Annotated in this window: 16 protein-coding genes; 9 read left to right on the top strand and 7 right to left on the bottom strand. The window is 44.6% G+C overall.

Going from position 1 to position 23069, the window contains the following annotated elements:
* The first annotated feature begins 149 nt into the window (after positions 1-149).
* Together IM792_RS15065 and IM792_RS15060 are read left to right on the top strand one after the other, a co-directional pair.
* Positions 150-608 carry a hypothetical protein gene (locus tag IM792_RS15065; RefSeq protein ID WP_194102724.1) on the top strand — a complete coding sequence of 153 codons (459 nt, stop codon included), beginning with the start codon at positions 150-152 and terminating at the stop codon, positions 606-608.
* A 92-nt stretch (positions 609-700) separates the two neighbouring features.
* Positions 701-2071 (top strand): sigma-54 dependent transcriptional regulator, encoded by a 1371-nt coding sequence (locus IM792_RS15060; RefSeq protein WP_194102723.1) that lies wholly within the window; start codon positions 701-703, stop codon positions 2069-2071.
* Here the strand turns inward: IM792_RS15060 and IM792_RS15055 are convergent.
* Positions 2068-4563: an ATP-binding protein gene (locus tag IM792_RS15055; protein ID WP_194102722.1), complete on the bottom strand. Its 2496-nt coding sequence runs from the start codon at positions 4561-4563 to the stop codon at positions 2068-2070. The two genes, IM792_RS15060 and IM792_RS15055, sit on opposite strands and share 4 nt — an antisense overlap.
* Before the next feature lie 244 nt (positions 4564-4807).
* Here IM792_RS15055 and IM792_RS15050 point away from each other — a divergent pair, with 244 nt between their 5' ends.
* Both IM792_RS15050 and IM792_RS15045 read left to right on the top strand, forming a co-directional pair.
* On the top strand, positions 4808-5404 hold the full coding sequence (locus IM792_RS15050) for a GDSL-type esterase/lipase family protein (protein ID WP_194102721.1): 597 nt from the start codon (positions 4808-4810) through the stop codon (positions 5402-5404).
* Positions 5405-5466: 62 nt separating this feature from the next.
* Positions 5467-6195, top strand: a complete 729-nt coding sequence (locus IM792_RS15045) for an alpha/beta hydrolase-fold protein (protein ID WP_194102720.1) — start codon at positions 5467-5469, stop codon at positions 6193-6195.
* On the opposite strand, the gene IM792_RS15040 is transcribed toward IM792_RS15045, so the two are convergent.
* Positions 6192-9029: a hypothetical protein gene (locus IM792_RS15040; protein WP_194102719.1), complete on the bottom strand. Its 2838-nt coding sequence runs from the start codon at positions 9027-9029 to the stop codon at positions 6192-6194. The genes IM792_RS15045 and IM792_RS15040 overlap by 4 nt on opposite strands.
* 110 nt (positions 9030-9139) lie before the next feature.
* Here IM792_RS15040 and hscA point away from each other — a divergent pair, with 110 nt between their 5' ends.
* The 3 genes from hscA to IM792_RS15025 all read left to right on the top strand — a co-directional run bounded on the left by hscA (position 9140) and on the right by IM792_RS15025 (position 12037).
* Positions 9140-10996, top strand: coding sequence for a Fe-S protein assembly chaperone HscA (hscA, locus tag IM792_RS15035; protein ID WP_194102718.1), 1857 nt, complete (start codon positions 9140-9142; stop codon positions 10994-10996).
* 69 nt (positions 10997-11065) lie between these two features.
* Positions 11066-11668 carry a hypothetical protein gene (locus tag IM792_RS15030; protein WP_194102717.1) on the top strand — a complete coding sequence of 201 codons (603 nt, stop codon included), beginning with the start codon at positions 11066-11068 and terminating at the stop codon, positions 11666-11668.
* A gap of 3 nt (positions 11669-11671) precedes the next feature.
* Positions 11672-12037 carry a VOC family protein gene (locus tag IM792_RS15025; RefSeq protein ID WP_194102716.1) on the top strand — a complete coding sequence of 122 codons (366 nt, stop codon included), beginning with the start codon at positions 11672-11674 and terminating at the stop codon, positions 12035-12037.
* Positions 12038-12263: 226 nt separating this feature from the next.
* Here IM792_RS15025 and IM792_RS15020 read toward each other — a convergent pair whose 3' ends face one another.
* The gene (locus IM792_RS15020) at positions 12264-13571 is read right to left on the bottom strand and encodes an NAD(P)/FAD-dependent oxidoreductase (RefSeq protein WP_194102715.1); all 1308 of its coding nucleotides are present in this window, start codon (positions 13569-13571) and stop codon (positions 12264-12266) included.
* A gap of 143 nt (positions 13572-13714) precedes the next feature.
* Here IM792_RS15020 and IM792_RS15015 point away from each other — a divergent pair, with 143 nt between their 5' ends.
* Positions 13715-16300: a DNA translocase FtsK 4TM domain-containing protein gene (locus tag IM792_RS15015; protein ID WP_194102714.1), complete on the top strand. Its 2586-nt coding sequence runs from the start codon at positions 13715-13717 to the stop codon at positions 16298-16300.
* A 331-nt stretch (positions 16301-16631) separates the two neighbouring features.
* Here the strand turns inward: IM792_RS15015 and IM792_RS15010 are convergent, their stop codons facing one another.
* Both IM792_RS15010 and pyrR read right to left on the bottom strand, forming a co-directional pair.
* Complete coding sequence (locus tag IM792_RS15010; RefSeq protein WP_194102713.1) at positions 16632-17558, bottom strand: aspartate carbamoyltransferase catalytic subunit; 927 nt, start codon at positions 17556-17558, stop codon at positions 16632-16634.
* Between the two features lie 89 nt (positions 17559-17647).
* A complete protein-coding gene (gene pyrR / locus IM792_RS15005) occupies positions 17648-18193 on the bottom strand; it encodes a bifunctional pyr operon transcriptional regulator/uracil phosphoribosyltransferase PyrR (protein ID WP_194102712.1) in 546 nt (181 codons plus the stop codon).
* A gap of 72 nt (positions 18194-18265) precedes the next feature.
* On the opposite strand from pyrR, the gene IM792_RS15000 reads away from it, so the two are divergent.
* Entirely contained in the window at positions 18266-21055 is a 2790-nt protein-coding gene (locus IM792_RS15000) for a hypothetical protein (RefSeq protein WP_194102711.1), read from the top strand.
* An 82-nt stretch (positions 21056-21137) separates the two neighbouring features.
* Here the strand turns inward: IM792_RS15000 and IM792_RS14995 are convergent, their stop codons facing one another.
* Positions 21138-21716 (bottom strand): hypothetical protein, encoded by a 579-nt coding sequence (locus IM792_RS14995; protein ID WP_194102710.1) that lies wholly within the window; start codon positions 21714-21716, stop codon positions 21138-21140.
* A 118-nt stretch (positions 21717-21834) separates the two neighbouring features.
* Positions 21835-22971, bottom strand: coding sequence for a cysteine desulfurase family protein (locus IM792_RS14990; RefSeq protein ID WP_194102709.1), 1137 nt, complete (start codon positions 22969-22971; stop codon positions 21835-21837).
* Positions 22972-23069 lie beyond the last annotated feature (98 nt).

Raw genomic sequence — 23069 nt, 5'->3', positions numbered from 1 at the left:
ACATTGTGGAGATGCTCCCCAATAATTAAGTTTGGCACAAAACAACAATCAACTAACTATCAGTTACTTAACAGAAAATAACCCTACTGGCATAATTGTGTATTATAAGTTATCGTACTTAAATAATAAAAATAAATATATCTACAGTTATGAAAAAGATCATTTTGTCAGTAGCCTTTTTAGGACTAATAGGAGTAATCAACGCTAATGCGCAATCTACAACCACTGAGCAGCCAGCTGCTTCACAACAGCCAGCTCAGCAAACTCCTCAACAGCCTCAGCAACCAACTCAGGACCCGGCTAATACTACCACCAACCCTGGTACTACTACCGATGCCCCTGCTGCCGGTGCAACAACTAACGATGCTGCTGCTACCGCCCCTGCAACTACCGGTTCAACTGAAGAAGTAAAAACTCCGGTTAAAGTTGATGAATTACCAGAAGGTATCAAAACCACATTGAAAAGCGATGCGGTAAAAGAATATACTGCTGTTGATGCATCATTAGTAAAAGCAGGTGGTGCTGAATACTACATCATTAACCTTAAAAAAGGTGATGACCTGCGTTTTGTGAAGCTTGACAAAGACGGACGTCCCGTTAAGCAATAAATAAGCACTCATAATCACAATATACCTCAACTTCAAGAGCCGGAATTTATTCCGGCTTTTGTATTTTTACACCTTATTGCAACAAACTATCCATGGCAAAAATATTACTGGTTGAGGACGACACTACATTTTCACAAATATTACAAGGCTTTTTACCCAGAAATGGTCATGAAGTGGTTGCTGTGAACAACATAAAAAATGGTTTATCACAGCTGGACGACAGCAAGTTTGATCTGCTACTGCTTGATTACCGCCTGCCTGATGGCACCGGTTTAGAAGTTATGGCGCACGCCCATGATAAGGGGCTGAAAATTCCGGCGGTGATGATGACCAGCTTTAACGATGTACGTACGGCGGTAAAGGCCATACAATCGGGCGCGTCAGACTATATTACCAAGCCGGTAAACCCTGATGAATTGCTGATGATATTAAAATCGGCATTAACAAAAGGTGGCGAGCCGGTTACTGAAACCATTAAGGCCGATAAGCCAGCGGCAACAACTACAACAACCAGCTACCCCGGTTTTATAAAAGGTACCAGTACCGAATCAGACAAACTTTACGAATATATTGACCTTGTGGCACCAACTGATATGTCGGTAGTGATACAGGGCGAGAGCGGTACCGGCAAGGAACATGCCGCGCGTTTTATACATGAGCGCAGCAAGCGTGCCGATAAACCCTTTATAGCCATTGACTGTGGCGCCCTGTCAAAAGACCTGGCTGCCAGCGAACTATTCGGCCATATAAAGGGATCATTTACAGGTGCTTTAACAGATAAGAAAGGTTTATTTGAAGTAGCCGATGGCGGCACCCTGTTTATGGATGAGATAGGTAACCTGAGCTATGATGTGCAGGTTAAGCTATTACGTGCCTTGCAGGAGAATACCATACAGCCATTAGGCAGCACCAAGCAAATTAAGGTTGATGTACGTATTATTGCCGCAACCAATGATGACCTGCTGAGCAGCGTAAGTAATGGCGATTTCAGGCAGGATCTTTACCACCGTATCAACGAATTTAAGATACAGATACCAGCGCTGCGCGAGCGTGGCCGTGATCTGCAATTGTTCATCAGTCACTTTATAGGTATCTCTAACGAGGAATTGGAGCGTAACGTAAAAAGCATATCGCCCGAAGGTATGGAACTACTTACCCGTTACGATTGGCCGGGCAACCTGCGCGAACTTAAGAATGTGATAAAACGCATGGTGCTGTTAACCCGCGGTGAGGTAGCAGGCGCTGAATCATTACCTGATGAGATGAGCAACTATGTTACCCATTTGCCGGTTAGTCCTAATAATGATGCCGATTTGAAAGCATTGAACGAGGCTAACGAAAAAACGGTTATTCAGCAAACTTTGCAAAAGGTAAAGTACAATAAATCAAAAGCGGCCAAGCTGTTGAATATCGACCGTAAAACATTGTACAGTAAGATAGAGCGCTACGGCCTCGACTCTTAAACCTCGGCGCTGTGCAGATACTCACGACGTATCTGCTCGCGCAGGTGTTGTAGGCGGATAATCAGGGCGAGCAGTTTATTGGTATGCATATTGTTTAGCGTATCGGCCTTATTTAACTCAAGCTCAGCAGCACGCAGATCGGCAGCAAGCGTTTTGGCACCTATCTGCGCTGTACGCCCTGCCATGCGGTGTACGGTTATGGCTATCTGCTCAAGCACCTCATCGCTGTAATTTTCAAGCAGTTGTTTCAGGCTGTTAATATCGTTATAGGTATCATCGGTAAACAGTTCGAGTATGCGGGCCAACTGATCCTTATCGCCAAAGGTCATTTGTTCGAGGGAGCGCATATCAATTTCCTCGCTTACGGTTTCTTCCTCGCCAAAATCCAGTATCTCTATCAGTTCATGCTCCTTAAATGGTTTTTTAACTATACCATTAAAGCCAGCGGCCAATATACTCTCCCGCTCCTGCGGAATTACCTGTGCCGTTAAGGCGAATATTTGCACCTCCGCCGGTAATTTAGCACGCAGGGCTTTGCAAAGCTCAATGCCGCTCATGCCCGGCATGCGTATATCCATCAGTATATATTTTACGTCCTCCGTCCAGGCGGCATCAAGCACCTGTTGCGGGGAGTTAAAGCTGCGGTGGCTAATGTTATGCTTAGTAAGCATCAGTGAGCACATTTCGAGGATGAAGCTGTCATCATCCACAACCCACACCATTTCGGTACCTGCTTTAAGCACCGGCAAATGGGCATTTTCAGGATGATGCTTTTCGGGCGCGGCAGCCACGGCAAAACTCAGGTGGAATATAAATTGAGAGCCCTTACCCAGCCTGCTGCTTACGTGTATACTGCCCCCCTGCGCTTCAACCAATTGCTTGCTGATGGTTAGCCCAAGGCCGGTGCCTATCTGCGTTTGGTTGTTATCGGCCTGTTCAAACTCATTGAATATTTTTTGCAGATCGGCCGGTGCCATGCCCATGCCTGTATCAGCTACCCTGAAGGTAAAGTTAAGTCGCTCGCCTTGCATTACACTGCTTACGGCCAGCCTTACATAACCCTCATCAGTAAACTTAATAGCATTGCCCAACAGATTATATAACACCTGCTTTAACCTGAAGGCATCGCCATTAACATATAATTGCGGCGAAAAATTGGCTTTCAATTCCAACCTCAACTGTTTCTTTTCCGCCTGAAAACGTACAACAGAGGCAACCTCGGTCATCACCTCCAGCATATTGAAAACGGAATTGGTGAAAGTGAACTTGCCTGATATAATACGGTTATAATCCAACACCTCATCCACAATTTGCACCAGGTGGCCGGACGATTGATAAATGGCCTCGATATGGTTACGGCGCGGATGCTCCTGCTGACGTATCAGTTCGGCATAGCCAATAATGGATTGCAACGGCGTGCGTATCTCATGGCTCATGTTGGAGAGGAAACGTTGCTTGGCCATGCTGTGGTACTCGGCTATCTCCTTGGCTTCTTCCAGTTCCTTACGGTAACGGTTGCTGCGCGATATATCGATCAATATCAGCGCTACCAATATCAGGGTTATCAAAAAGAAACCGAGCATGATCATGCTGATCTTCTCGACACTGGTATTCACCACCGCCTTGGCATGGGTATTATTGTATTCAATTTGCGATACTACCTCATTTTCTACCTGTTTAAGTATGGAGAGTATCTGTGTGATCAGCTTGGTATTGGCATTGGCCAGCACAACCTCCTGGTTAATGAACTGGGCACTTTTGCGTAACTGATTCTTTTCAATACGCGATACGGCCTGCGTCATGCTGGTCATGATGCTATCCTTAATGGCCTGGGCTACGGTATCTTTTTCAATATTGAGTTGCTCGCTTACCACCTTGTAGGCAGTATCGGCCGGCTTTTTCTTTTTACCGAACAGCTTGCCAAAAAACCCGCGCCTGTCCTCATTATTCTGCGGGTATACTATGGTGGTCGATATCTTTTTTTCGGTAGTTACGGCAGCACTATCGGCCTTTACATTTTTATCTACCAGATCATTCAACACCTCAACCTGTGCCGAAAAAAGCTTGTTATTCACCAACTTTTCGCGCACCTGCAAATAGTTCATGAAAAGCTTATCGCGATCGCGCAGCAGCTTGCGTAACGATTTTAAGCGCCACAGCTGTACCCTGTCGTTCTGATAAAAACCTTGCAGGGTATCAATTGACCGGTTGATGGACCGGGTTTCATTAAAAAAATTATCATTACTGCCGCCATTGCGTAAAACCTGCATACGCTGCATCTGGTCGAGCTGTGATACCCGGCGCGAAAGGTCATTTACTATACGCAGCTTATCATTCGGTGCCGAAATATTTTCGACCGCGCCCAGCATCTCATTAAAAGCTCCCTTACTAACGTTCCAGGCTAAAAAAAGGGCAACACAAGCCAATATAAAGGCAAATACTACCTTACCCTTAATTGAGCGCATAAAACGTTTCCACTGATTATCAGCCATCTGACCGTTGAAGAAGATAAATAATAATAACGCAAAAATAGCGGGTTTCTTTTTTACATGTTAAGCATATCCGCCTCTTCAAACTATCTTACAACCAAAAATGGCTGTTAAATGTTTGTTTGAGCTAAATATGTGGCACTATTCATTACATTTTGATTAGAAAGTGTGGCACTAAAATCAAATGTTAATATTGCGCTGGCTAATTATTTGCTTACTTTGAAAATTAAACAGAGATATTTTTTGAATGTATTGGTACGAAGAAGACGTTAAGCAATTAGAAAAAAGAAGTCAGCAACTCGCTTACGAGCCCGAAACGCTGTTTTATGGCAGCTCAACCATCAGGCTGTGGGAGAACTTATATACTGACTTTGCCGACCTGAAACCGGTTAACCTGGGTTTTGGCGGATCAACGCTTGCCGCCTGTGTGTGGTTTTTTGAACGGATTATGCTCAACTATAATCCGAAACGCCTGGTAGTATATGCCGGCGATAACGACCTTGGCGACGGCCGCACGCCCGAGGAGGTATTTATATTTTTTAAGCAACTGATGGTAGAGGTTGAACGCAGGTTTGGTAACATTGAGTGCCATTATATATCGTTAAAGCCGAGCATAAATCGCCGTAACATTATTGATAGATTTAAGTATACAAACAACTTAATTGAAACCGAAATAGTTAAAAGCAGCAGCAACTGGCATTTTATTAATATATTTAGCCATATGGTTGATGCCGGTGACCACCCAAAAGGGCGGTATTTTGTGAACGACGGTTTGCACTTGAGCAAAGAAGGTTATGAAGTGTGGAAGCAGGTTGTAGCCGATAACCTAAACGTTCATCATTAATTATTTATTCACAATTAAGTAACATGCTCTGCTGATATTCACCATCAAAAAGCTATGCCGAAATGAACAGGGAATATCATAAATGGTATAGTACCATGCTGCAACGCGACATGGAGCTTTTGGTATTTGGGCACAGCGGCCGCGTAGTGCTGTTTTTTCCTACCCGCATGGCCCGGTTTTACGATTACGAGAACTGGGGAATAATTGAAGTTTTACGGGAACAGCTTGAAAAAGGCTATTTGCAGATATACTGTGTTGATAGTGTAGACAGCGAAAGTTTTTATAATCAGGCCGTAGAACCATCGAAGCGCATCATCAGGCACATGGAGTATGAGCGTTATATTATTGATGAGGTGATGCCCTTTATCCGTAAAAAAAACAATACCGATTTTATGGAAGTGGCGGGTTGCAGCATGGGCGCTTTCCATGCGGCTAACATCGGGTTAAAGCATCCGGGGTTATTCAACAAGGTGATATGTATGAGCGGCCGTTACGACCTTACCCGCCTGATCGGCGATTTTAAGGATCTGTTTGATGGCTATCGTGATGAGAACATTTACTACAACTCGCCTATGCAATTTATCGGCAACATACACAATACCGATATAGTTGATAAGCTGCGCTCATCAGAATACATCTTCGCAATTGGTGAAACCGATCCGTTTGTTGATAATAACCACGAGTTTACCCAACTACTTTGGGAGAAAGGCATACCCAACAACCTTTACGTTTGGGATAACTACGCGCACAAGGCCCGTTACTGGCGACAAATGGTGCAGTTGTATCTTTAAAAGATACTTACCGGCAGTACTATCTCAAACCTATCGCGACCGGTGCCGCCGAATACATCCGGGTCAAGCAGTCGGCTGTATCTTACACCGAATGAGATGGCTGTTTCGTTAAAGAACTTGGTATCAAAAAATACCGCTCCGCCCACGCTCCTGAAATTGGCCTTGAATATATTGCCCGAAGCATAAAAATCAGAGCCGCGGGTATACTCATAAAACGCGTTGCCACGAATACGCATCAGGTAAATAGTATTGGCCATCCCTGCATCCGGGTAAGCTATCGGGAAGTGATAGTTTGCGCCCAGCTTATCCATCTTATACAAATTCTCAACCGAGTAACCTTTTGAGAACGGGAAGTTGTTAGAGAAGCTTACCGCGTTGTTTTGCCCGTGTTGCTGATGCGCGGCATTGATAACCAAACTGTGGTTTGGCCACAAGCCCGGTAAATAGAATGTACCCGATGCCAGGTATTGATTAGCCGACACACTCACCCCATTTTTATAAATAAATAGCAAAGTTTGCCCCCACCTTGGATTAATATGCTGCCGGGCCTGCTGCACACGGGTTGAGAACGACAGGTAGTTATTAAGATAAGTAAAGTGTCTGTTAAACACCGTGTACTCGTTATGGTAGTTGGTTTGGGCATAATAAAAATCACTGCCTAAACTCAGGCCGGTTATGTTTTTGCCACGGGTAAAATTGAATGGCAGCTGTACACCGCCATGTATATTAAACTCGTTCCAGTACACATCGTTGCCACGGTACAGGCGGCGGCGCTCAAAAATATAGTCGGCACCGGCGGATAGATAAGGGAACAGCGCGCCATAGGTAGCATTAAAACCCGCCTGCTTATAGCCCTCGTTACGATTATAATTAAAGTAGAATTCAGATTCAAACGTATTCAGTACGTTTTGCCCGAGTATGGACAGGCGGTAATCCGGGTCACTTATCTCGGGTATCAAACTATGGAAATTGAACAGGTTATATCCTTTTTTGTATTTAGTTGGCTGGTAATTGTAAACGGTGTCCTCTACCCTATGTATCATATTTGAGGCAACGTTTTTATCCAGCGATGAAACACCAAATTCTGACAGACTTGCGGATTGATCAGCAGTTGATACAGCCTCCCATTTTACATCAATTTTATTAACCTGTGTTACCTGGTAACCGCCTGCCGTAAAGCCAACCCAGGCGAGTTTATTGTTTGATACAGCGGGCTGATAATTACCAATAGTGTTTACACCGCTTTTTAGCTTGAACAGTTTTTTATCCTTAACCGACAAGGCGAACAATTCATCATTAATGCCCGATGTGGCGGTAAAGTAAACCGTATCCTGCTTAACGGTTAAATAGCCTACAGGTCTGTTAGCAAACGGCAACGCTACATCCTGCTGGCCGGTAGTTGTGTTTATGCGAATGATACCCATGTCGCCTTTCGTGTTACGCACAGCCGACAGCACATCATCGCCATAAAACTTAGGGTAAGTGTAAAACAGCTGCCCGCCATCAGGCAATGCCGATATCAGCTTGCCGGTTTGAGCATCCAATACGTGCAGTGCGGCCTTGCCATCAGGGTTTACCTGGACGGCTACTATGCGCTTACCATCGGCACTAAATGCTGGTGAAAAGTATTTGGTTTTGCTGGTGAGGGTACGTTCGTGCCCGGTATTTACATCAACCACCCGTAACTCATGGTAATTGCGGTAGCCCCAGCGCAAATCGCGGCGGTAGGCGGAGTATATGATCTTTCCATCGTTATAATCAAAATACCTGTCTTGCGATATGGCTCGTGTAGTTATCTTTTTCTCTTTGTCGCCGGTGCGTATAACAAAACGGGCTATATGGTTATAAGGGCTTTTAAGGTAAATGACGGTGCTATCGTTCACAAAAGCCGGAAACTCCTCATCGGCTACAAAATGTTTGATCTGCTTTTGCGGCGCGGCATCATTAAACTGCTGCTTGAAACTCGCGAAAGCCTCATTACGGAAGGTACTGAACCTTACCCCCGAGTGATTTTTAAAGCTACTTTGAAACGGATAAAACAGGCTATTGAACGCGGCGGCATCATGCGTAACATCGCGCCAAAAATCATCGCCATATTTTTCACGACCGTAAGCTACCATCATATAGCCCAACGGGTAATGGTTAGGCACATAATCGCGGTACGATCCGTTACGCAGCTTCATCCAGCTGTAATCCTTACCGGCAGCCCACAGGCCTCTGAAACCGTTATAAAAATAAGGTAACCTGCCCCTGCCCTGCCCGCTTACCAGCGTTTCGTTATATACGGCATCGCCCTCAAAAAACCAGTTGGGTACACTTAATGTATTGCCTAAAGCTTGCCCGCCCTCGCCAAATAATATCTTCAGCAAGCGCGAAACACCTACGTTAAAGTTATTGTACTGCTGCACATGCCTGAACTCGTGCACGGCCAGCATATCCGTCCACGGTATGCTGCCCAGCTCAAAGCTGTTTTGCTGCGGGGTTAGGTAAAACTCGCTGCGAAAGGGCGCCAAACCAACATAGCCATTACTCTCGGTAGTTTGGTTTTGCAGTAAAATGTTTACCTGTTTTTGCTTTACGCCGATAGTGGGTTTTACTACGTTGTTTATGCGATTGATGAGCACGGTTATACGCATCCCGGTGCTATCCATCCCGGCGGGGAATATTACCCTGGCTGCCGGAGTATTGAATTGCTGCCATTTTAACGATGGAGGATTACCCCCAAAAGTTTGCGCATCGGCCGCATTATCGGCTAATAAAAAAAGTGCTAAAAATACCGCGGGCAGATTTCTTTTTATAAAACGGCCTGTGTAACTCATTAAATGCCTGCCCATTCGTAGTAAATAATCGGGGTCATAAAAATATGAAAAATATGTAATTGAAAATCAGAATTAGAGATTAAAAAGACATTCGGCCTGTTAAATCTTGCTACATTTGCCCTGTTATGGCTAAAGTTTCTATAAACCTGGCAACAGGCTCATTACAAAAGGAAGAAATTATTGTAGGTATTGATCTGGGTACTACCAACTCGCTGGTGGCCTTTATTAATGCTGATAAGAACGCGCAGGTGATCAATGATGCCGGTAAGGGTGTACTGGTACCCTCGGTGGTGCACTTTGGCCAAACCGGCGACATAACCGTAGGTAACGATGCCAAAAACTACTTGGTTACCGATCCGCAGAATACTATATTTTCGGTTAAGCGCTTGTTAGGCCGCTCGTACCACGATATTGAAAATTATAAGGACTTTTTCTCGTACAAGGTTATTGATGATAATACCGAAAGCCTGGTTAAGATAAAGGTTGGCGATAAATTCTACACACCGATAGACCTATCGGCACTGATATTAAAGGAGTTGAAAGAGCGTGCCGAGCATGCCCTTAAAACCCCGGTTAACCGCGCGGTTATTACTGTACCGGCGTATTTTAATGATTCGCAGCGCCAGGCCACACGCGATGCCGGTAAACTTGCCGGGTTAGATGTACTGCGTATTGTGAACGAGCCAACTGCCGCCAGCCTGGCCTACGGCATAGGCCTCGACCCGGAAGAAACCAAAACCATTGCCGTGTACGATTTGGGTGGTGGTACCTTTGATGTATCAATACTGCAAATACAGAACGGCATTTTTGAGGTGTTGGCCACCAATGGCGATACCTTTTTAGGCGGTGATGATTTTGACCGTATCATCATAGATTATTGGTTAGAGAAGAACAACCTTGATAAGGCACAGCTTGCCGAAAACCGTGAGCTATCGCAACAGTTACGCTTAAAGGCTGAGGAAGCTAAAAAATCGTTCGCCCACCAAAGTATATTTAATGAGCAACTTGGCGATATATGGTGCACGCTTGATAAGCAAACCTTTGAGCAACTGATATTGCCTAAGGTACAGCAAACCATTACCTGCTGCCAAAACGCACTTAAGGATGCCAAACTGGATGTTAAGCAGATTGACGAGGTGGTAATGGTAGGCGGATCAACCCGCACGGCGCTGGTTAAACAAATGGTGGCCGAGTTTTTCGGCCGCCCGGTGCATGATGAGGTTAACCCTGATGAAGTGGTTGCCCTTGGCGCCGCCATACAGGCCGATATTATGGCCGGTAACCGTAAGGATATTTTATTGCTTGATGTTACACCGTTATCGTTGGGTATTGAAACCATGGGCGGTTTGATGGATGTGATTATTCCACGTAATGCCAAGGTACCTACTAAGGCGGGCAGACAGTACACCACCTCAATTGACGGACAAGTGAACATGAAGGTAGCCGTTTACCAGGGCGAACGCGACCTGGTGAAAGAGAACCGTAAGCTGGCCGAATTTAACCTTAAAGGCATCCCGGCCATGCCGACGGGTTTCCCGAAAATTGATATTAACTTTTTGCTGAACGCCGATGGTATCTTAAAAGTACAGGCTATTGAGCTGCGTTCGGGTGTTAAGCAGGAGGTTGAGGTAAAACCAACCTATGGCATTACCGATGACCAGGTAGAACAGATGCTGATGGACAGCATTACCCACGCTAAGGATGATGTAAGCCAACGCATGGTGATAGAAGCACGTACCGAAGGCGAGCAGATGATATATACCGTTGAGCGCTTTTTGCAAAAACACGGCACATCAGTAACGGCCGAAGAAACTGCGCAAACCAACGAGCATGTCGCGGCACTTAAACAGGCCTTAGAAAGTGGTGATAAAGACATCATCCACAAACATATTGACCAGCTTAACGAGTTTACCCGTCCATTTGCCGAACGCCTGATGGACCAGGCCATTAGCCACGCCATGAAAGGCAAAAGCATCGACTAAAAAGTTTTAAATAAGATATTTACAGGTGTGTATTTTTTGCATTATTTTAGCAGAAAAATACGCACCTAAATGATATCACATTTTAAACTATTGCCTCTGCTGGTTATTGGGTTATTATCTTTTGAAGTTTCGTCTGCACAAAACACATATTTTACTCCGGGTGTAGGTTTGTACTATGTTAACAACAATGCTAAATTTGAATATACCGTAACTTCTACGGATGGTTCAACGCAAAAAATTAAATCAAAAATATATCAGGATTCGGCATCACGTAAATTCTATATAGAGTTTGTGGATAAGAAAGCTCCTAAATCAGACCCAAACCGCATACAAAAGATATACCCTGATCAAACTATAAGTATTTCACGGGTTGTAGAATATGGTGTCCCTCCTGTGTATGGCATTGCTAAAGATAGCTGCTGGATGTTTAAAGTTATTAATGGCCCGATAAATGCCTATTCTCATTTTGCAGGAACATCTGACAGATATGATGAGTCGACAATTATTGGTATTCAGAATGGCGAAAACATGCCTATTATAGCATTCACTCCTGATAATTTAAAACTGTTAATATCTAAAGACAGGTACGCAATGGATTACTTCACCAGAAAAAAATACCTGAAAGCTTTAAAAGAATATAATAACAATAAAAAAGCAAGATCAGCAAGATAAACCATGAAACTCACCTCCCTGCGCCCCATATTGTGGACAGAAAAGTTTGATGAAACCATCAGCTTTTATGTGGATATGCTTGGCTTTATCGTGAGTGAACGTAATGATGATTGGGGCTGGGCCTCGCTCTATCGCGATGAGGTAGAAATTATGCTGGCTAAACCTAACGAGCATGTACTCTACGCCAAAATTGGCTTTACAGGTTCGTTCTATTTAAATACTGATGATGTGGAGGCCTTTTGGCTGGCCGTTAAGGACAAAGTCAACATTTGCTACCCCATTGAAACCTTTGATTGGGGCATGCGCGAATTCGCCATTTACGATAATAATGGTTATATATTGCAGATAGGTCAGCAGGTAGCTGAGTAAAAAAGAATTCACCAAAAACGTCATTGCGAGGTAAGAAGCAATCTCTTTAGGATATTCCCTTAAGAAAGTCGCTCGGGGATTGCTTCGTACCTCACAATGACGAGGGTTTTTATTTACCTATTTGCCATCCTTGTCATTTCGAGGGATAGCAAGAAATCTGTCTGCGTTTATAACCCATCCTAAATTCTAAGCATTTCTCGCCATTGCTAAATGACAGTTGAGATTATCACTCTCCAACAATCAACCTCGCAACCTTTTTACCACTACTCAGCGCTGCTTCAACAGTTCCCATTTTAGGACCATCGTATAGGTATTCGCCACAAAAGAAAAGGGTATGATCAATCGGTTTAAACAAAATTTGACGAGCCTCGGCGCTATCAACAGTATCATAAGCGTAGGAACCGAGAGTGAACGGATCTGCGGTCCAGTTGGCAATGTTCCAGGCTATCAGCTTGCTTTTCAATATATCGGGCGCTATCTTAAATATACGACTAAGCGATGTCAATGCCAGTTGCAGCATATCCTCATTGCTGGTGTCCTTTCTGTCAAAAGCGGCGGGGCCACCAAGCCAGCCGGTAAGTATCGGGGTATCGTATGGCGACTGAGTCCACCAGGTGGGTACAGCTTCGCTGCTGAGCAGAAAGCCCATGTTTTTCAGTTCGGCGCCGACGAGTTTAGTTATGGCATCATCATGCCAAAAAGCATGATCGAATTCCAGTAATACTTTTATTATCGCCCCGAAACCTATTTGCTTTATGGCGTTTAGTTGCTCGGGTATTTCAGGGGTAAAAGTAATGGCGCTTTGGGCATTATCTTTCGCCTGTAATACGCCTAAAGGTAAGGCAATCACGGCTTTGTCGGCAGTGTAGACAATACCATCGGCAGTGGTGGCGGTAACCCGGCCTTTTTCCCAATGGATATTCTTTACTATCGACCCTAAAACTATTTGGTTGCCTACCGATTTACAGGTATCGGCCAGGTATTTTATCATGCCACAATAACCATGTGTAAGGCGGTATTGATGTTCGTCGTCCTCGTTTTGCCACTCGTTGCCTAATGCCTTGGCACTGGCTTTGGCAGGTATAGCCGTATCATAGCCCGATACAAAGCGGATGGCGCTTTTACGCAGGGGAGCATAGCGTTCATCGGCAAAATAAGTATCTAAAAACTCGGTGATAGGCATATCGGTAGTTAGCTCACTAAGTTTCTCGATCAGCTCATCCCAACCTTCAATAAACTCACCGTTTTGTGTAAACCGGCCGTTATCATACTGCCACATCTCAAAGCCCGCATGCTCGTATTTAATTCCGGCTTCGTTAAGCAGTTGCAGGGTTACTGGCAAATTGCCATGTACAAACTCGGCACCCAATTCGGCTTGCTGAAAAAATAATTCGTTGGTTATGGTATGTATGCGCCCGCCGATACGGTTACGGGCTTCTAATATGGTAACGGTTTTACCGGCACGGGTTAAATTATAGGCAGCCATTAAGCCCGAGGCTCCGGCACCTATTACAAGTACGTCTGTTTTTTTCATGTATGGTAGATAATACCAAGTTAGCAAAACAAATATGTTATTAGCAAATTGTTATTGCCCGAATACAATTTTTAAAAAACTACCGTCAAATTAGTTGTTAACTAATTAACTTTATATTTGAAGATTATTAGAGATATTGCAGGATGCCGCCAAGAGGAAATCAGTTTAAAACAAATACTATAAGGGACGAGAACAAGCCCCGTACTACAGGTGGTAAGCCCGAAAAAGGCAGGGTTTTTAAGGTTAAGCCCGAAAATTTGCCCACGTTTGATTTGAAGGACGGTCGCCTGATCAAGGTTGTTGGCCTGTTCTTTCTTATCCTATCCATATTTTTTTTAACAGCCTTTACCTCGTACCTTTTTACCTGGCAAGAGGATCAAAGCTATGTATCAAAAGCTAACGGTGGCTGGGATAACCTGTTTAAAACCACACAGGAACTCGCCCTGAAAAACATAGACCCGGTGGTTGATAACTGGCTGGGTAAATTCGGCGCTCTGCTGGCCAATCAATTCATTTTTGAATGGTTCGGCGTGGCATCGTTTCTGTTCGTGTTTGTGTTTTTTGTGATGGGTTACAGGATGCTGTTCAAGGTGAGGTTATTTGCCATGAGCAAAATGCTGGCTTATACGCTGTTCAGCATTGTATTCCTTTCTATCGCTTTTGGTTTTTTTCATTCGTTTATCAAAGATACTCCGCATTTTTTAGAAGGTCAGTTTGGCTTTTGGAGTAACCGTTTGCTGGAAGCGCAAATAGGCCAAACCGGTGTTTTGGGCTTGCTGGTGTTCGCTGCCTTTACGGTACTGATCATTGCCTATAACATCGACTTTAAACTACCTGAACGCAAGGAAAAAGTAAAACCGGAAGCGGTGCCCGATGTAGTACCTGAGCCTGTTGACCTGATAGATGAAGAACTATCAGAGCCGGTTGAATGGCCACGCGCCAATGCCCACGGTACCCTGCGCGATAAACTGGCTGCTAATGTGCCAAAAACCGAACCTGTAAAACCACAGCCTGTAGTACAGGAAGTGCCCGTTTTTCATGAACCCGTAGTACTTACGCCCGACCCGGTAGTGAACGAGCGCGTGATACATGAGCCGGAGGAGGAAGAAGAAATACCGCTTACCGTTGAAACCGAACGACCAACGGCTATTCTCAATATCGAAAAAAGTGATTCGGATAAAGCGAATGACCTGGTTGAACAATTCGGTACGTTCGACCCAACGCTTGATCTGGCGAGCTATAAATACCCGCCGCTTGAGTTGCTGGAAAACTATGGCACCAACAAGATCGCTGTTAATGCCGAGGAGTTAGAGGCCAACAAAAACAAGATCGTTGAAACACTCAATCATTACAATATTGAGATCGATAAAATAAAGGCGACCATTGGCCCAACGGTTACACTGTACGAGATAATCCCGGCGCCGGGTGTGCGTATCTCCAAGATCAAGAATCTGGAGGATGATATTGCGCTGAGCCTTGCCGCCTTGGGTATACGTATTATTGCCCCAATGCCGGGCAAGGGTACCATCGGTATCGAGGTGCCTAATCAGCATCCCGAAATGGTGTCAATGCGCTCGGTACTGGCAACCGAAAAGTTCCAGAATACTACCATGGATCTGCCTATCGCGCTGGGCAAAACCATATCAAACGAAGTATTTATTGCCGATTTGGCCAAGATGCCCCACTTACTGGTGGCGGGTGCTACCGGTCAGGGTAAATCAGTGGGTATCAACGCTATTTTGGTATCGCTGTTGTACAAGCGTCACCCGGCTGAATTGAAGTTTGTATTGGTCGATCCTAAAAAGGTGGAGTTAACCCTGTTCCGCAGAATTGAGCGCCACTTTTTAGCTAAGTTGCCCGATGAGGCTGATGCTATCATCACTGATACTAAAAAGGTAATTAACACCCTTAATTCGTTATGTATCGAGATGGATCAGCGGTATGATCTGTTAAAGGATGCGCAGGTACGTAACCTGAAGGAGTACAACGCCAAATTCATCAACCGTAAAATACCTAACCCGGAGAAACACCGTTTCTTGCCGTTCATTGTACTGATAGTCGACGAATTTGCCGACCTGATGATGACCGCCGGTAAAGAGGTGGAGATGCCAATTGCCCGTTTGGCGCAGCTGGCCCGTGCGGTGGGTATTCACCTGGTAATTGCTACGCAAAGGCCATCAGTTAATATTATTACGGGTACCATTAAGGCCAACTTCCCAGCCAGGCTGGCGTTCAGGGTATTGTCAAAGATAGATTCACGTACCATTCTCGACGCTGGCGGTGCCGATCAGCTGATCGGTCGTGGTGATATGTTGCTGTCAACCGGCAGTGATCTGATACGTTTGCAATGTGCCTTTGTGGATACGCCGGAGGTAGAGAAGATATCATCATACATAGGCGATCAGCGGGGATACCCAACAGCGCACATGCTGCCTGAATACGTTGGCGACGGCGAAGAAAGCGGCGGTGCAAAAGATTTTGACCCTGACGATCGCGACCCAATGTTTGAAGATGCCGCCCGTTTGATAGTACTGCATCAGCAAGGTTCAACCTCGCTCATACAGCGTAAACTTAAGCTGGGCTACAACCGCGCCGGCCGCATCATTGATCAGCTGGAAGCGGCAGGCATAGTTGGTCCGTTTGAGGGAAGTAAGGCGCGTGATGTGCTTTACCCTGATGAATATAGTTTAGAGCGCCATTTGGAAGCTTTATCGGGTAAGGGGGAGTAAGGCCTCACCCCAGCCCTCTCCTGAAGGAGAGGGGGTCTATAAATGCACTATAAAAAGTCGCGTCATTGCTTTAAGATACGGAGCAATCCTCGAGCGACTTGTCCATAGGAGAATATCCTAAAGAGATTGCTTCTTACCTCGCAGTGACGTGATTTTTATATTGCATTATCCCGCTTGTCATTTCGATGCGCCAGCGAAAAATCTGCACGCGTTCGATAGCCAGGCGAGAGATTTCTCCTCGTTCCTCGTTCGAAATGACAACAACTGATGACAAAAAGTATTAGCTTATTTTTCAACCTCCTCTCCTCCAGGAGAGGGCTGAGGTGAGGCCTTATCCTGCCTGCCCTGCCAATAAATAAAGCACCGCCATACGTATGGCAACACCATTCTCTACCTGGTCGAGGATTACGGATTGTTTGCTGTCGGCTACGTCGCTGGTTATTTCAACGCCGCGGTTTATGGGGCCTGGGTGCATCACCATGATCTCTTTGTCGAGATTGTCGAGAATTTGCTTGTTCAAACCATATAACATGGTGTACTCCCGTATAGAAGGAAAATATTTAATATCCTGCCTTTCCAGCTGTATGCGCAGCATGTTGGCTACGTCGCACCAGTTTAGGGCTTTGATGAGGTTATGTTCTACCTTTACACCCAGTGTACCAATGTATTTAGGTATCAATGTAGTTGGGCCACACACCATTACCTCGGCGCCTAATTGCTTAAGGCATAATATATTTGATAGCGCTACACGCGAGTGCAGTATGTCGCCTACTATCACCACCTTTTTACCGGCAACATCACCATACTTTTCGCGGATGGAATAGGCATCCAGCAGGGCTTGTGTAGGGTGCTCATGCGCGCCATCTCCGGCGTTCACAATCTGGGCATTAACGTGTTTTGACAGGAATATACCCGCACCTGCATAAGGGTGGCGCATCACCACCATATCAACCTTCATGGCTAATATGTTGTTCACGGTATCAATCAGGGTTTCACCTTTACTTACCGATGACGATGACGCCGCGAAGTTTACCACATCTGCCGAAAGGCGCTTCTCCGCCAGTTCGAACGATAAACGGGTACGGGTCGAATTCTCAAAAAATATGTTGGCAATGGTAACATCCCTAAGCGAGGGCACTTTTTTTATCGGCCTGTTCAGTACCGCTTTAAAAGTATCGGCGGTTTGTAAAATGAGTTCTATATCTGCCTGATTCAGATCCTTAATGCCTAAAAGGTGCCTTGTGCTTAATCCTGCCATGTTATGTTGATTTCGAATTTCGGGTGTTCGATTTCGAATTTTTATTTTAAATACTCTTTTATATACACTTGAACTACGTTACCGGGTAATTACTTTACCTCGCTCAGTAATTCTATCTTATCCTCTCCATCGGTTTCCTTCCAGCTTACTACCACGCGTTGCGAGGCGATAGAATCAACCTCGATACCCACATAGTCGGCAGCCACCGGTATATGTCTTGAGTAACGGCGATCAACCAATGTAAGCAGCTCCACCTTTTCGGGGCGACCAAAGGCCAGCATGGCATCCATGGCGGCGCGTATGGTACGGCCTGTCCACAGTACATCATCCATCATTACCACCTTTTTACCTTCAATAATAAAATCGATACGGGTTTGGTTGGGCACCAGCGGACTCTCGCGGCGACGAAAATCATCGCGATAGAAAGTAATGTCCAGGTCGCCCTGTAAAATGGTATCGTTAGGTAATATTTTGCGGAGTTCTTCGGCTACACGTTTGGCTAAAAATATGCCACGTGGTTGTATGCCAATAAGTACGGTGTTTGAAAAATCATTATGATTCTCGATCAACTGACGACACAAGCGCTGTATTGTTATCTGAAATTTCTGACCGTCGAGCAGTGTTAGATTTAGCATCGCTGGGATAGATTTGGGCAAAAATATGAAAAAGTTTGGTTTTTGTTATATTAGCATTAATCGATGTATCGAATGAAAACTAAACAACCTATAACCTTACTACAACTATTAACGCTTTGTATCCTATTATTATTTGCACACAAGCCAGCCATTGCCCAGGTTAATGGCGATACCTCTGCACTAAAAAAGTTAATAGCTAAAACCGACCTCTACAATAAGCTAATGCCGGTTGAAAAGATATTTGTGCACCTTGATAAACCCTATTATGCCGTTGGCGACACCGCTTGGTTTAAAATATATGTATCAAACGCGGCAACCAACCAGCTGTCATTACTAAATGGCAAGGTATATTTTGAGTTGATTGGTGATAGCAGCAAGGTAGTCGAGAGGCTGGCCATACCACTTAACGGAGGCATAGGCATGGGCGATATTAAACTGAATGCTGAAAATATTAAAGATGGCAACTATACCATAAGAGCCTACACAAACTGGATGCAGAATTTTGGGGAAGACCATTATTACCACCAGCAAATTTATATAGCAGGTGCGTTAAATAATAACGATTGGCTTGTGGGCGAGCAACACACCAATACTACTATGCAAAAAGGCATTAATACTAAATTAGCCTTAAAACTAACCTCGCTACAACAAAAACCCATAACCGGAAAAGAGGTTGATGTCCTTGTTTTAAATGGCAGTAAAACCGTGTACAAATACCCCGCTATAACCTCCCCCGAAGGCATAATTGCTATGGATTTTACGCTATCCGATAAGATCGACAGAAATCAACTCGACATTTTGGTGAAGGATAGAGATAATACCGGCCAAATGCTCAAATTTCCGCTGCCTGATAATACTGATGATATTGATATTCAGTTTTTGCCGGAGGGCGGTTATATTTTAGGAGGTGTTTACAACCGGGTGGCCTTTAAAGCAATTGACAATAATGGCTTAGGGGTTGATGTAACAGGCACCATAGTTAACAGTAAAGGGGAGCAGGTAAATACATTTACTTCAACACATAAAGGCATGGGTAGCTTTGCGCTTATCCCTCAAATAAATGAAAGCTATACAGCAAAAATAAAACTTGCAAGTGGCTCAATTAAGGATGTACCACTCCCCTTGCCTAAACCCGAAGGTATTGCGCTAAGGGTAGATAATTTAAAAAGCACGGACTCGGTATATGTATTTGTAAGCGCACAGGGAAGTGCAGGCCTGCCCGTAAATAATTATAACCTGATCATACATTCAAATAGCAAAACCTATTATGCCTTACCTGTTAAGTTTCGCAACAATTATATGTTCGCAAGGCTCCCTAAAAAGGGGCTGTTAACTGGTATAACTAATTTTTCGGTGGTTAACAGTAAAAACCAGGTACTTAATCAGCGTAAAATATTTATTAATAGTAGCGATAGTATAAAGCTTGATATTAACACTAACCAAAAGCTTTATGCTCCTTTAGATAGCATTGCTATACAAATTCAAGTTAACGGCAGTGACGATACACCATTGCTCTCCAACATTTCAATAGCTGTTACTGATGATGAAAAAATAAAGCACGATCAGTATAGCAATAATATGGTGAGCCAAATGCTGCTTACATCTGAATTAAAAGGAAATATTGAGGAACCCGGATGGTATTTTGAACATTACAACGCCAAAGCGCTCGACTGCCTGATGCTTACCCAGGGGTGGACATGCAATTACATAGAAGATGCGCTTACGAAAACAAATATTGCCCCAAAATTTGAGGCTGATAGCGCTAATAATATCTCGGGCAAGCTTAAAGGCTTTATGGACAGGGCAGGCAAAAACCTTAAAATAACACTTTTTGCCAGTGGCCGTGATATTTATTTAATGGATACCATAAGCAATGATCGCGGTGAATTTGTTTTTAAAAACCTGCCTTTTAGTGATTCCGTAGCTTATACATTTAGGGCACATACACAGAAAGGAAAATCATCCATTGCCGAAATAATTGTTAATGAATTTAAACCGGCAGCTATACCAGCGAGTACAATTATGCCACGGCCTATGCCCTGGTTCGCGCGAGATGATGCTTCATTGATAAGTTACCTTACCGCCAATTTTGCCGAAAAACAACGGGTACAAAAAAACGACTTAGGTAACATTAAAGGACGTGTGTTAAATACTGTTGAAATAAAAGGCCGAAAGCCGGTAGGTGTAAAAGGAATTTATGGCGAGGATCTATATTCATACGATGCTAACATCACAGAAAAAGACCTGATAAAGGGAGGCCGGGTAACACTGTTTGACTATTTGAAGCAAAACGTAAAAGGCTTTAACGTTATGCTATCAGGCGGTGGAGATCAATTTATGATGAATGGTACAATCATAAAAAATATACTTGTTGATGGCCGGAGTGTAGATATGTTTAGTCCTGCAGGGGGCGGGTCGAATAGTAGTTTTAATAACAGAAAGTTATACATGCAAGTAAGCATTACCGAACTAAAGCAAATAGTTATGACTCACTATTTTGATGATGCAGATAAACGCGTGCGTGCTAATCTGTTAATAAAAAGCAGATCCGGATCAGGCCCTATATTGCCATCAGACTATGGTAAGGCATACGTTTACAGACCGATACCGGTTTATCTTGCCAGAGATTTTTATAAACCCAGGTATAAAGCATCAAACAATGTAAATGTGATCGATTACCGATCAACCATACATTGGGAACCCAACATAATAACGGATGATAAGGGTAAGGCTAACTTCTCCTTTTTCGCTGCGGCCAAACCGGCCACCTATACCCTGATTATTGAGGGCACAACCCTTGATGGGCGATACGCGCACAAGGTTGAAAAAATAACCATCAGCGATCAGCAGAAATCAAAGTAAAAAAGGAGAGCCGGTTATATGTAACCGGCTCTCCTTTTATCATCTATAATTCTCTGTATTAAGACTCCTGGCTTGGATAAATTTACTTACCGGCCTCGAAGTCTGATTTGGCTGGCCCCTCGGGTGGGATCTCCTGCGGTTTGGGTGGGGTTACACCTGTTTGCTCGGTGTACGAGGTGTCATTACCCTCCTGCGGCTGGTTGTATTCACGTGTTGGTTTATAACCCGAACCCTCCTGTTCTGATTCCTCTTTTTCAGGTATCTCGTTCGGGTCAGGGTCTACTGATTCGGGAGCCAGGTGGGCTTCAAAATCCTTATCCTCGTCCACACCATTTCCCTCGTTTGCGTCATACTCACGGTCAAAGGCGGCATCATCGCTCAGGGTGTTGGTATAATTGGCGGTAAGGTCGTCATCGTCGTCGTCCTCATCTTCATCGTATAACGGATCGGTATTATCAACCTCTACCTCCTCCAGCTCGGTATCATTATCTAATTCATCTTCGTCTTCGTACAGGAGTTCATCTTCCTCATCCAGATCATCCTCATCCGGATCAATTGCATCGCCCGGGGTTTGATAATTATTATTGGCATAAGTGGTTTCGCGTTCCTGCCTAAGCTGATCGCTGCGATCATCCCAGGCCATATCATTTATCGTTGTCATAGGTTATCAATTTTAATTACTAATTAATAAACCTACACAAACGGCCGATTGTTTTCTTTATTTAAGAAATCAACCGGCCGTTAGCCAATATTCTATTAAGGATTGTTAATAACAATAATTACGCCTTTACCAGGCAAACATCTTTCAGTTTTGCTACGGTAAAATCAACCTCCTCCTTGGTGCTGTATTTAGAGAAAGAGAACCTTACCGACGCGCGCGAAGGGTTTGCGCCGATTGCGGTAAGTACGTGCGAACCAATATCGGTACCCGAGCTGCAAGCGCTGCCGCCCGATGCCGAAATACCGGCTATATCCAAATTGAACAGCAGCATATCGGCCATATCCATTTCGGGGAATGATACGTTGAGTACGGTGTATAAACTCTTGTCGGCATCGGTTTCGCCATTAAAGCTTATGCCCGGTATCTCGGCCTTTAGTTGCTCTATCATGTAGCTCTTAAGGCCTTGTATATGCGCCTGATGTTCCGCCATTTCGGCATAGGCCATTTCAAGTGCCTTGGCCAAACCGGCAATGCCGTACACGTTTTCGGTACCGCCGCGCATATTGCGCTCCTGAGAACCGCCGTGTATCATAGGTTTTATTTTAATACGATGGTTGATGTGCAAAAAGCCCACACCCTTTGGCCCGTGCAGCTTATGCGCCGAACATACCAGGAAGTGCACTTTTAGCTTACCCAGATCGTGCGCGAAGTGGCCCATCGTCTGCACTGTATCACTATGGAATAGGGCATCATACTGCTCGCACAGGTCGCCTACGCGTTCAATATCCGTTAGGGTACCAATCTCGTTATTAGCATGCATTAACGATACAAAGCTGCGATCGTTCTCCTGTAATAATTTTTCGAGATGGGCATAGTCAATATTGCCCTTGTGGTCGGTATCAACAAAACTTAGCTTAATGATGCCGGTTTTTTCCATCGCCTCCAGGGTATGCAGCACAGCATGGTGCTCCAGCCTGCTGGTGATGGCGTGTTTTAATCCATGATCAACAATACCACATTTAATGGCCGTGTTGTCAGCCTCGGTACCGCCGCTGGTAAAAAATATTTCGGCAGGCGATGTATGCAGCAAACCCGCGATAGTTTTACGCGCGCGCTCAATTAATGTGCGTGCCTCGCGGCCATGCGCGTGTATTGACGATGGGTTGCCAAAATGGCCTTCCATCACCTTGTACATTTCCTTTAATACCTCCGGGTCAAGCGGCGTAGTGGCCGCATTGTCTAAATAAACACGCATTATGTTGATCAGTTGTTGTGGGCAGATCGCTCCGCTCACGGTTATTGTCCTTTGTTAATATTACGGCAAAAACACGCCGTATGCTACATTACGCTATA

The organism is Mucilaginibacter sp. JRF (assembly GCF_015223065.1).
Taxonomy (GTDB): Bacteria; Bacteroidota; Bacteroidia; order Sphingobacteriales; family Sphingobacteriaceae; genus Mucilaginibacter.
This window is presented reverse-complemented; position numbering and strand designations above follow the sequence as displayed.

What these genes read in the sequence shown, in the direction of transcription:
- IM792_RS15030 (WP_194102717.1), top strand. Translation starts at nt 11,066, where the DNA reads ATGATATCACATTTTAAACTATTGCCTCTGCTGGTTATTGGGTTATTA.
- hscA (WP_194102718.1), top strand. Translation starts at nt 9,140, where the DNA reads ATGGCTAAAGTTTCTATAAACCTGGCAACAGGCTCATTACAAAAGGAA.
- IM792_RS15020 (WP_194102715.1), bottom strand. Translation starts at nt 13,571, where the DNA reads ATGAAAAAAACAGACGTACTTGTAATAGGTGCCGGAGCCTCGGGCTTA.
- IM792_RS15050 (WP_194102721.1), top strand. Translation starts at nt 4,808, where the DNA reads ATGTATTGGTACGAAGAAGACGTTAAGCAATTAGAAAAAAGAAGTCAG.
- IM792_RS15045 (WP_194102720.1), top strand. Translation starts at nt 5,467, where the DNA reads ATGAACAGGGAATATCATAAATGGTATAGTACCATGCTGCAACGCGAC.
- IM792_RS14995 (WP_194102710.1), bottom strand. Translation starts at nt 21,716, where the DNA reads ATGACAACGATAAATGATATGGCCTGGGATGATCGCAGCGATCAGCTT.
- IM792_RS15000 (WP_194102711.1), top strand. Translation starts at nt 18,266, where the DNA reads ATGAAAACTAAACAACCTATAACCTTACTACAACTATTAACGCTTTGT.
- IM792_RS14990 (WP_194102709.1), bottom strand. Translation starts at nt 22,971, where the DNA reads ATGCGTGTTTATTTAGACAATGCGGCCACTACGCCGCTTGACCCGGAG.
- IM792_RS15025 (WP_194102716.1), top strand. Translation starts at nt 11,672, where the DNA reads ATGAAACTCACCTCCCTGCGCCCCATATTGTGGACAGAAAAGTTTGAT.
- pyrR (WP_194102712.1), bottom strand. Translation starts at nt 18,193, where the DNA reads ATGCTAAATCTAACACTGCTCGACGGTCAGAAATTTCAGATAACAATA.
- IM792_RS15040 (WP_194102719.1), bottom strand. Translation starts at nt 9,029, where the DNA reads ATGGGCAGGCATTTAATGAGTTACACAGGCCGTTTTATAAAAAGAAAT.
- IM792_RS15055 (WP_194102722.1), bottom strand. Translation starts at nt 4,563, where the DNA reads ATGGCTGATAATCAGTGGAAACGTTTTATGCGCTCAATTAAGGGTAAG.
- IM792_RS15015 (WP_194102714.1), top strand. Translation starts at nt 13,715, where the DNA reads ATGCCGCCAAGAGGAAATCAGTTTAAAACAAATACTATAAGGGACGAG.
- IM792_RS15010 (WP_194102713.1), bottom strand. Translation starts at nt 17,558, where the DNA reads ATGGCAGGATTAAGCACAAGGCACCTTTTAGGCATTAAGGATCTGAAT.
- IM792_RS15065 (WP_194102724.1), top strand. Translation starts at nt 150, where the DNA reads ATGAAAAAGATCATTTTGTCAGTAGCCTTTTTAGGACTAATAGGAGTA.
- IM792_RS15060 (WP_194102723.1), top strand. Translation starts at nt 701, where the DNA reads ATGGCAAAAATATTACTGGTTGAGGACGACACTACATTTTCACAAATA.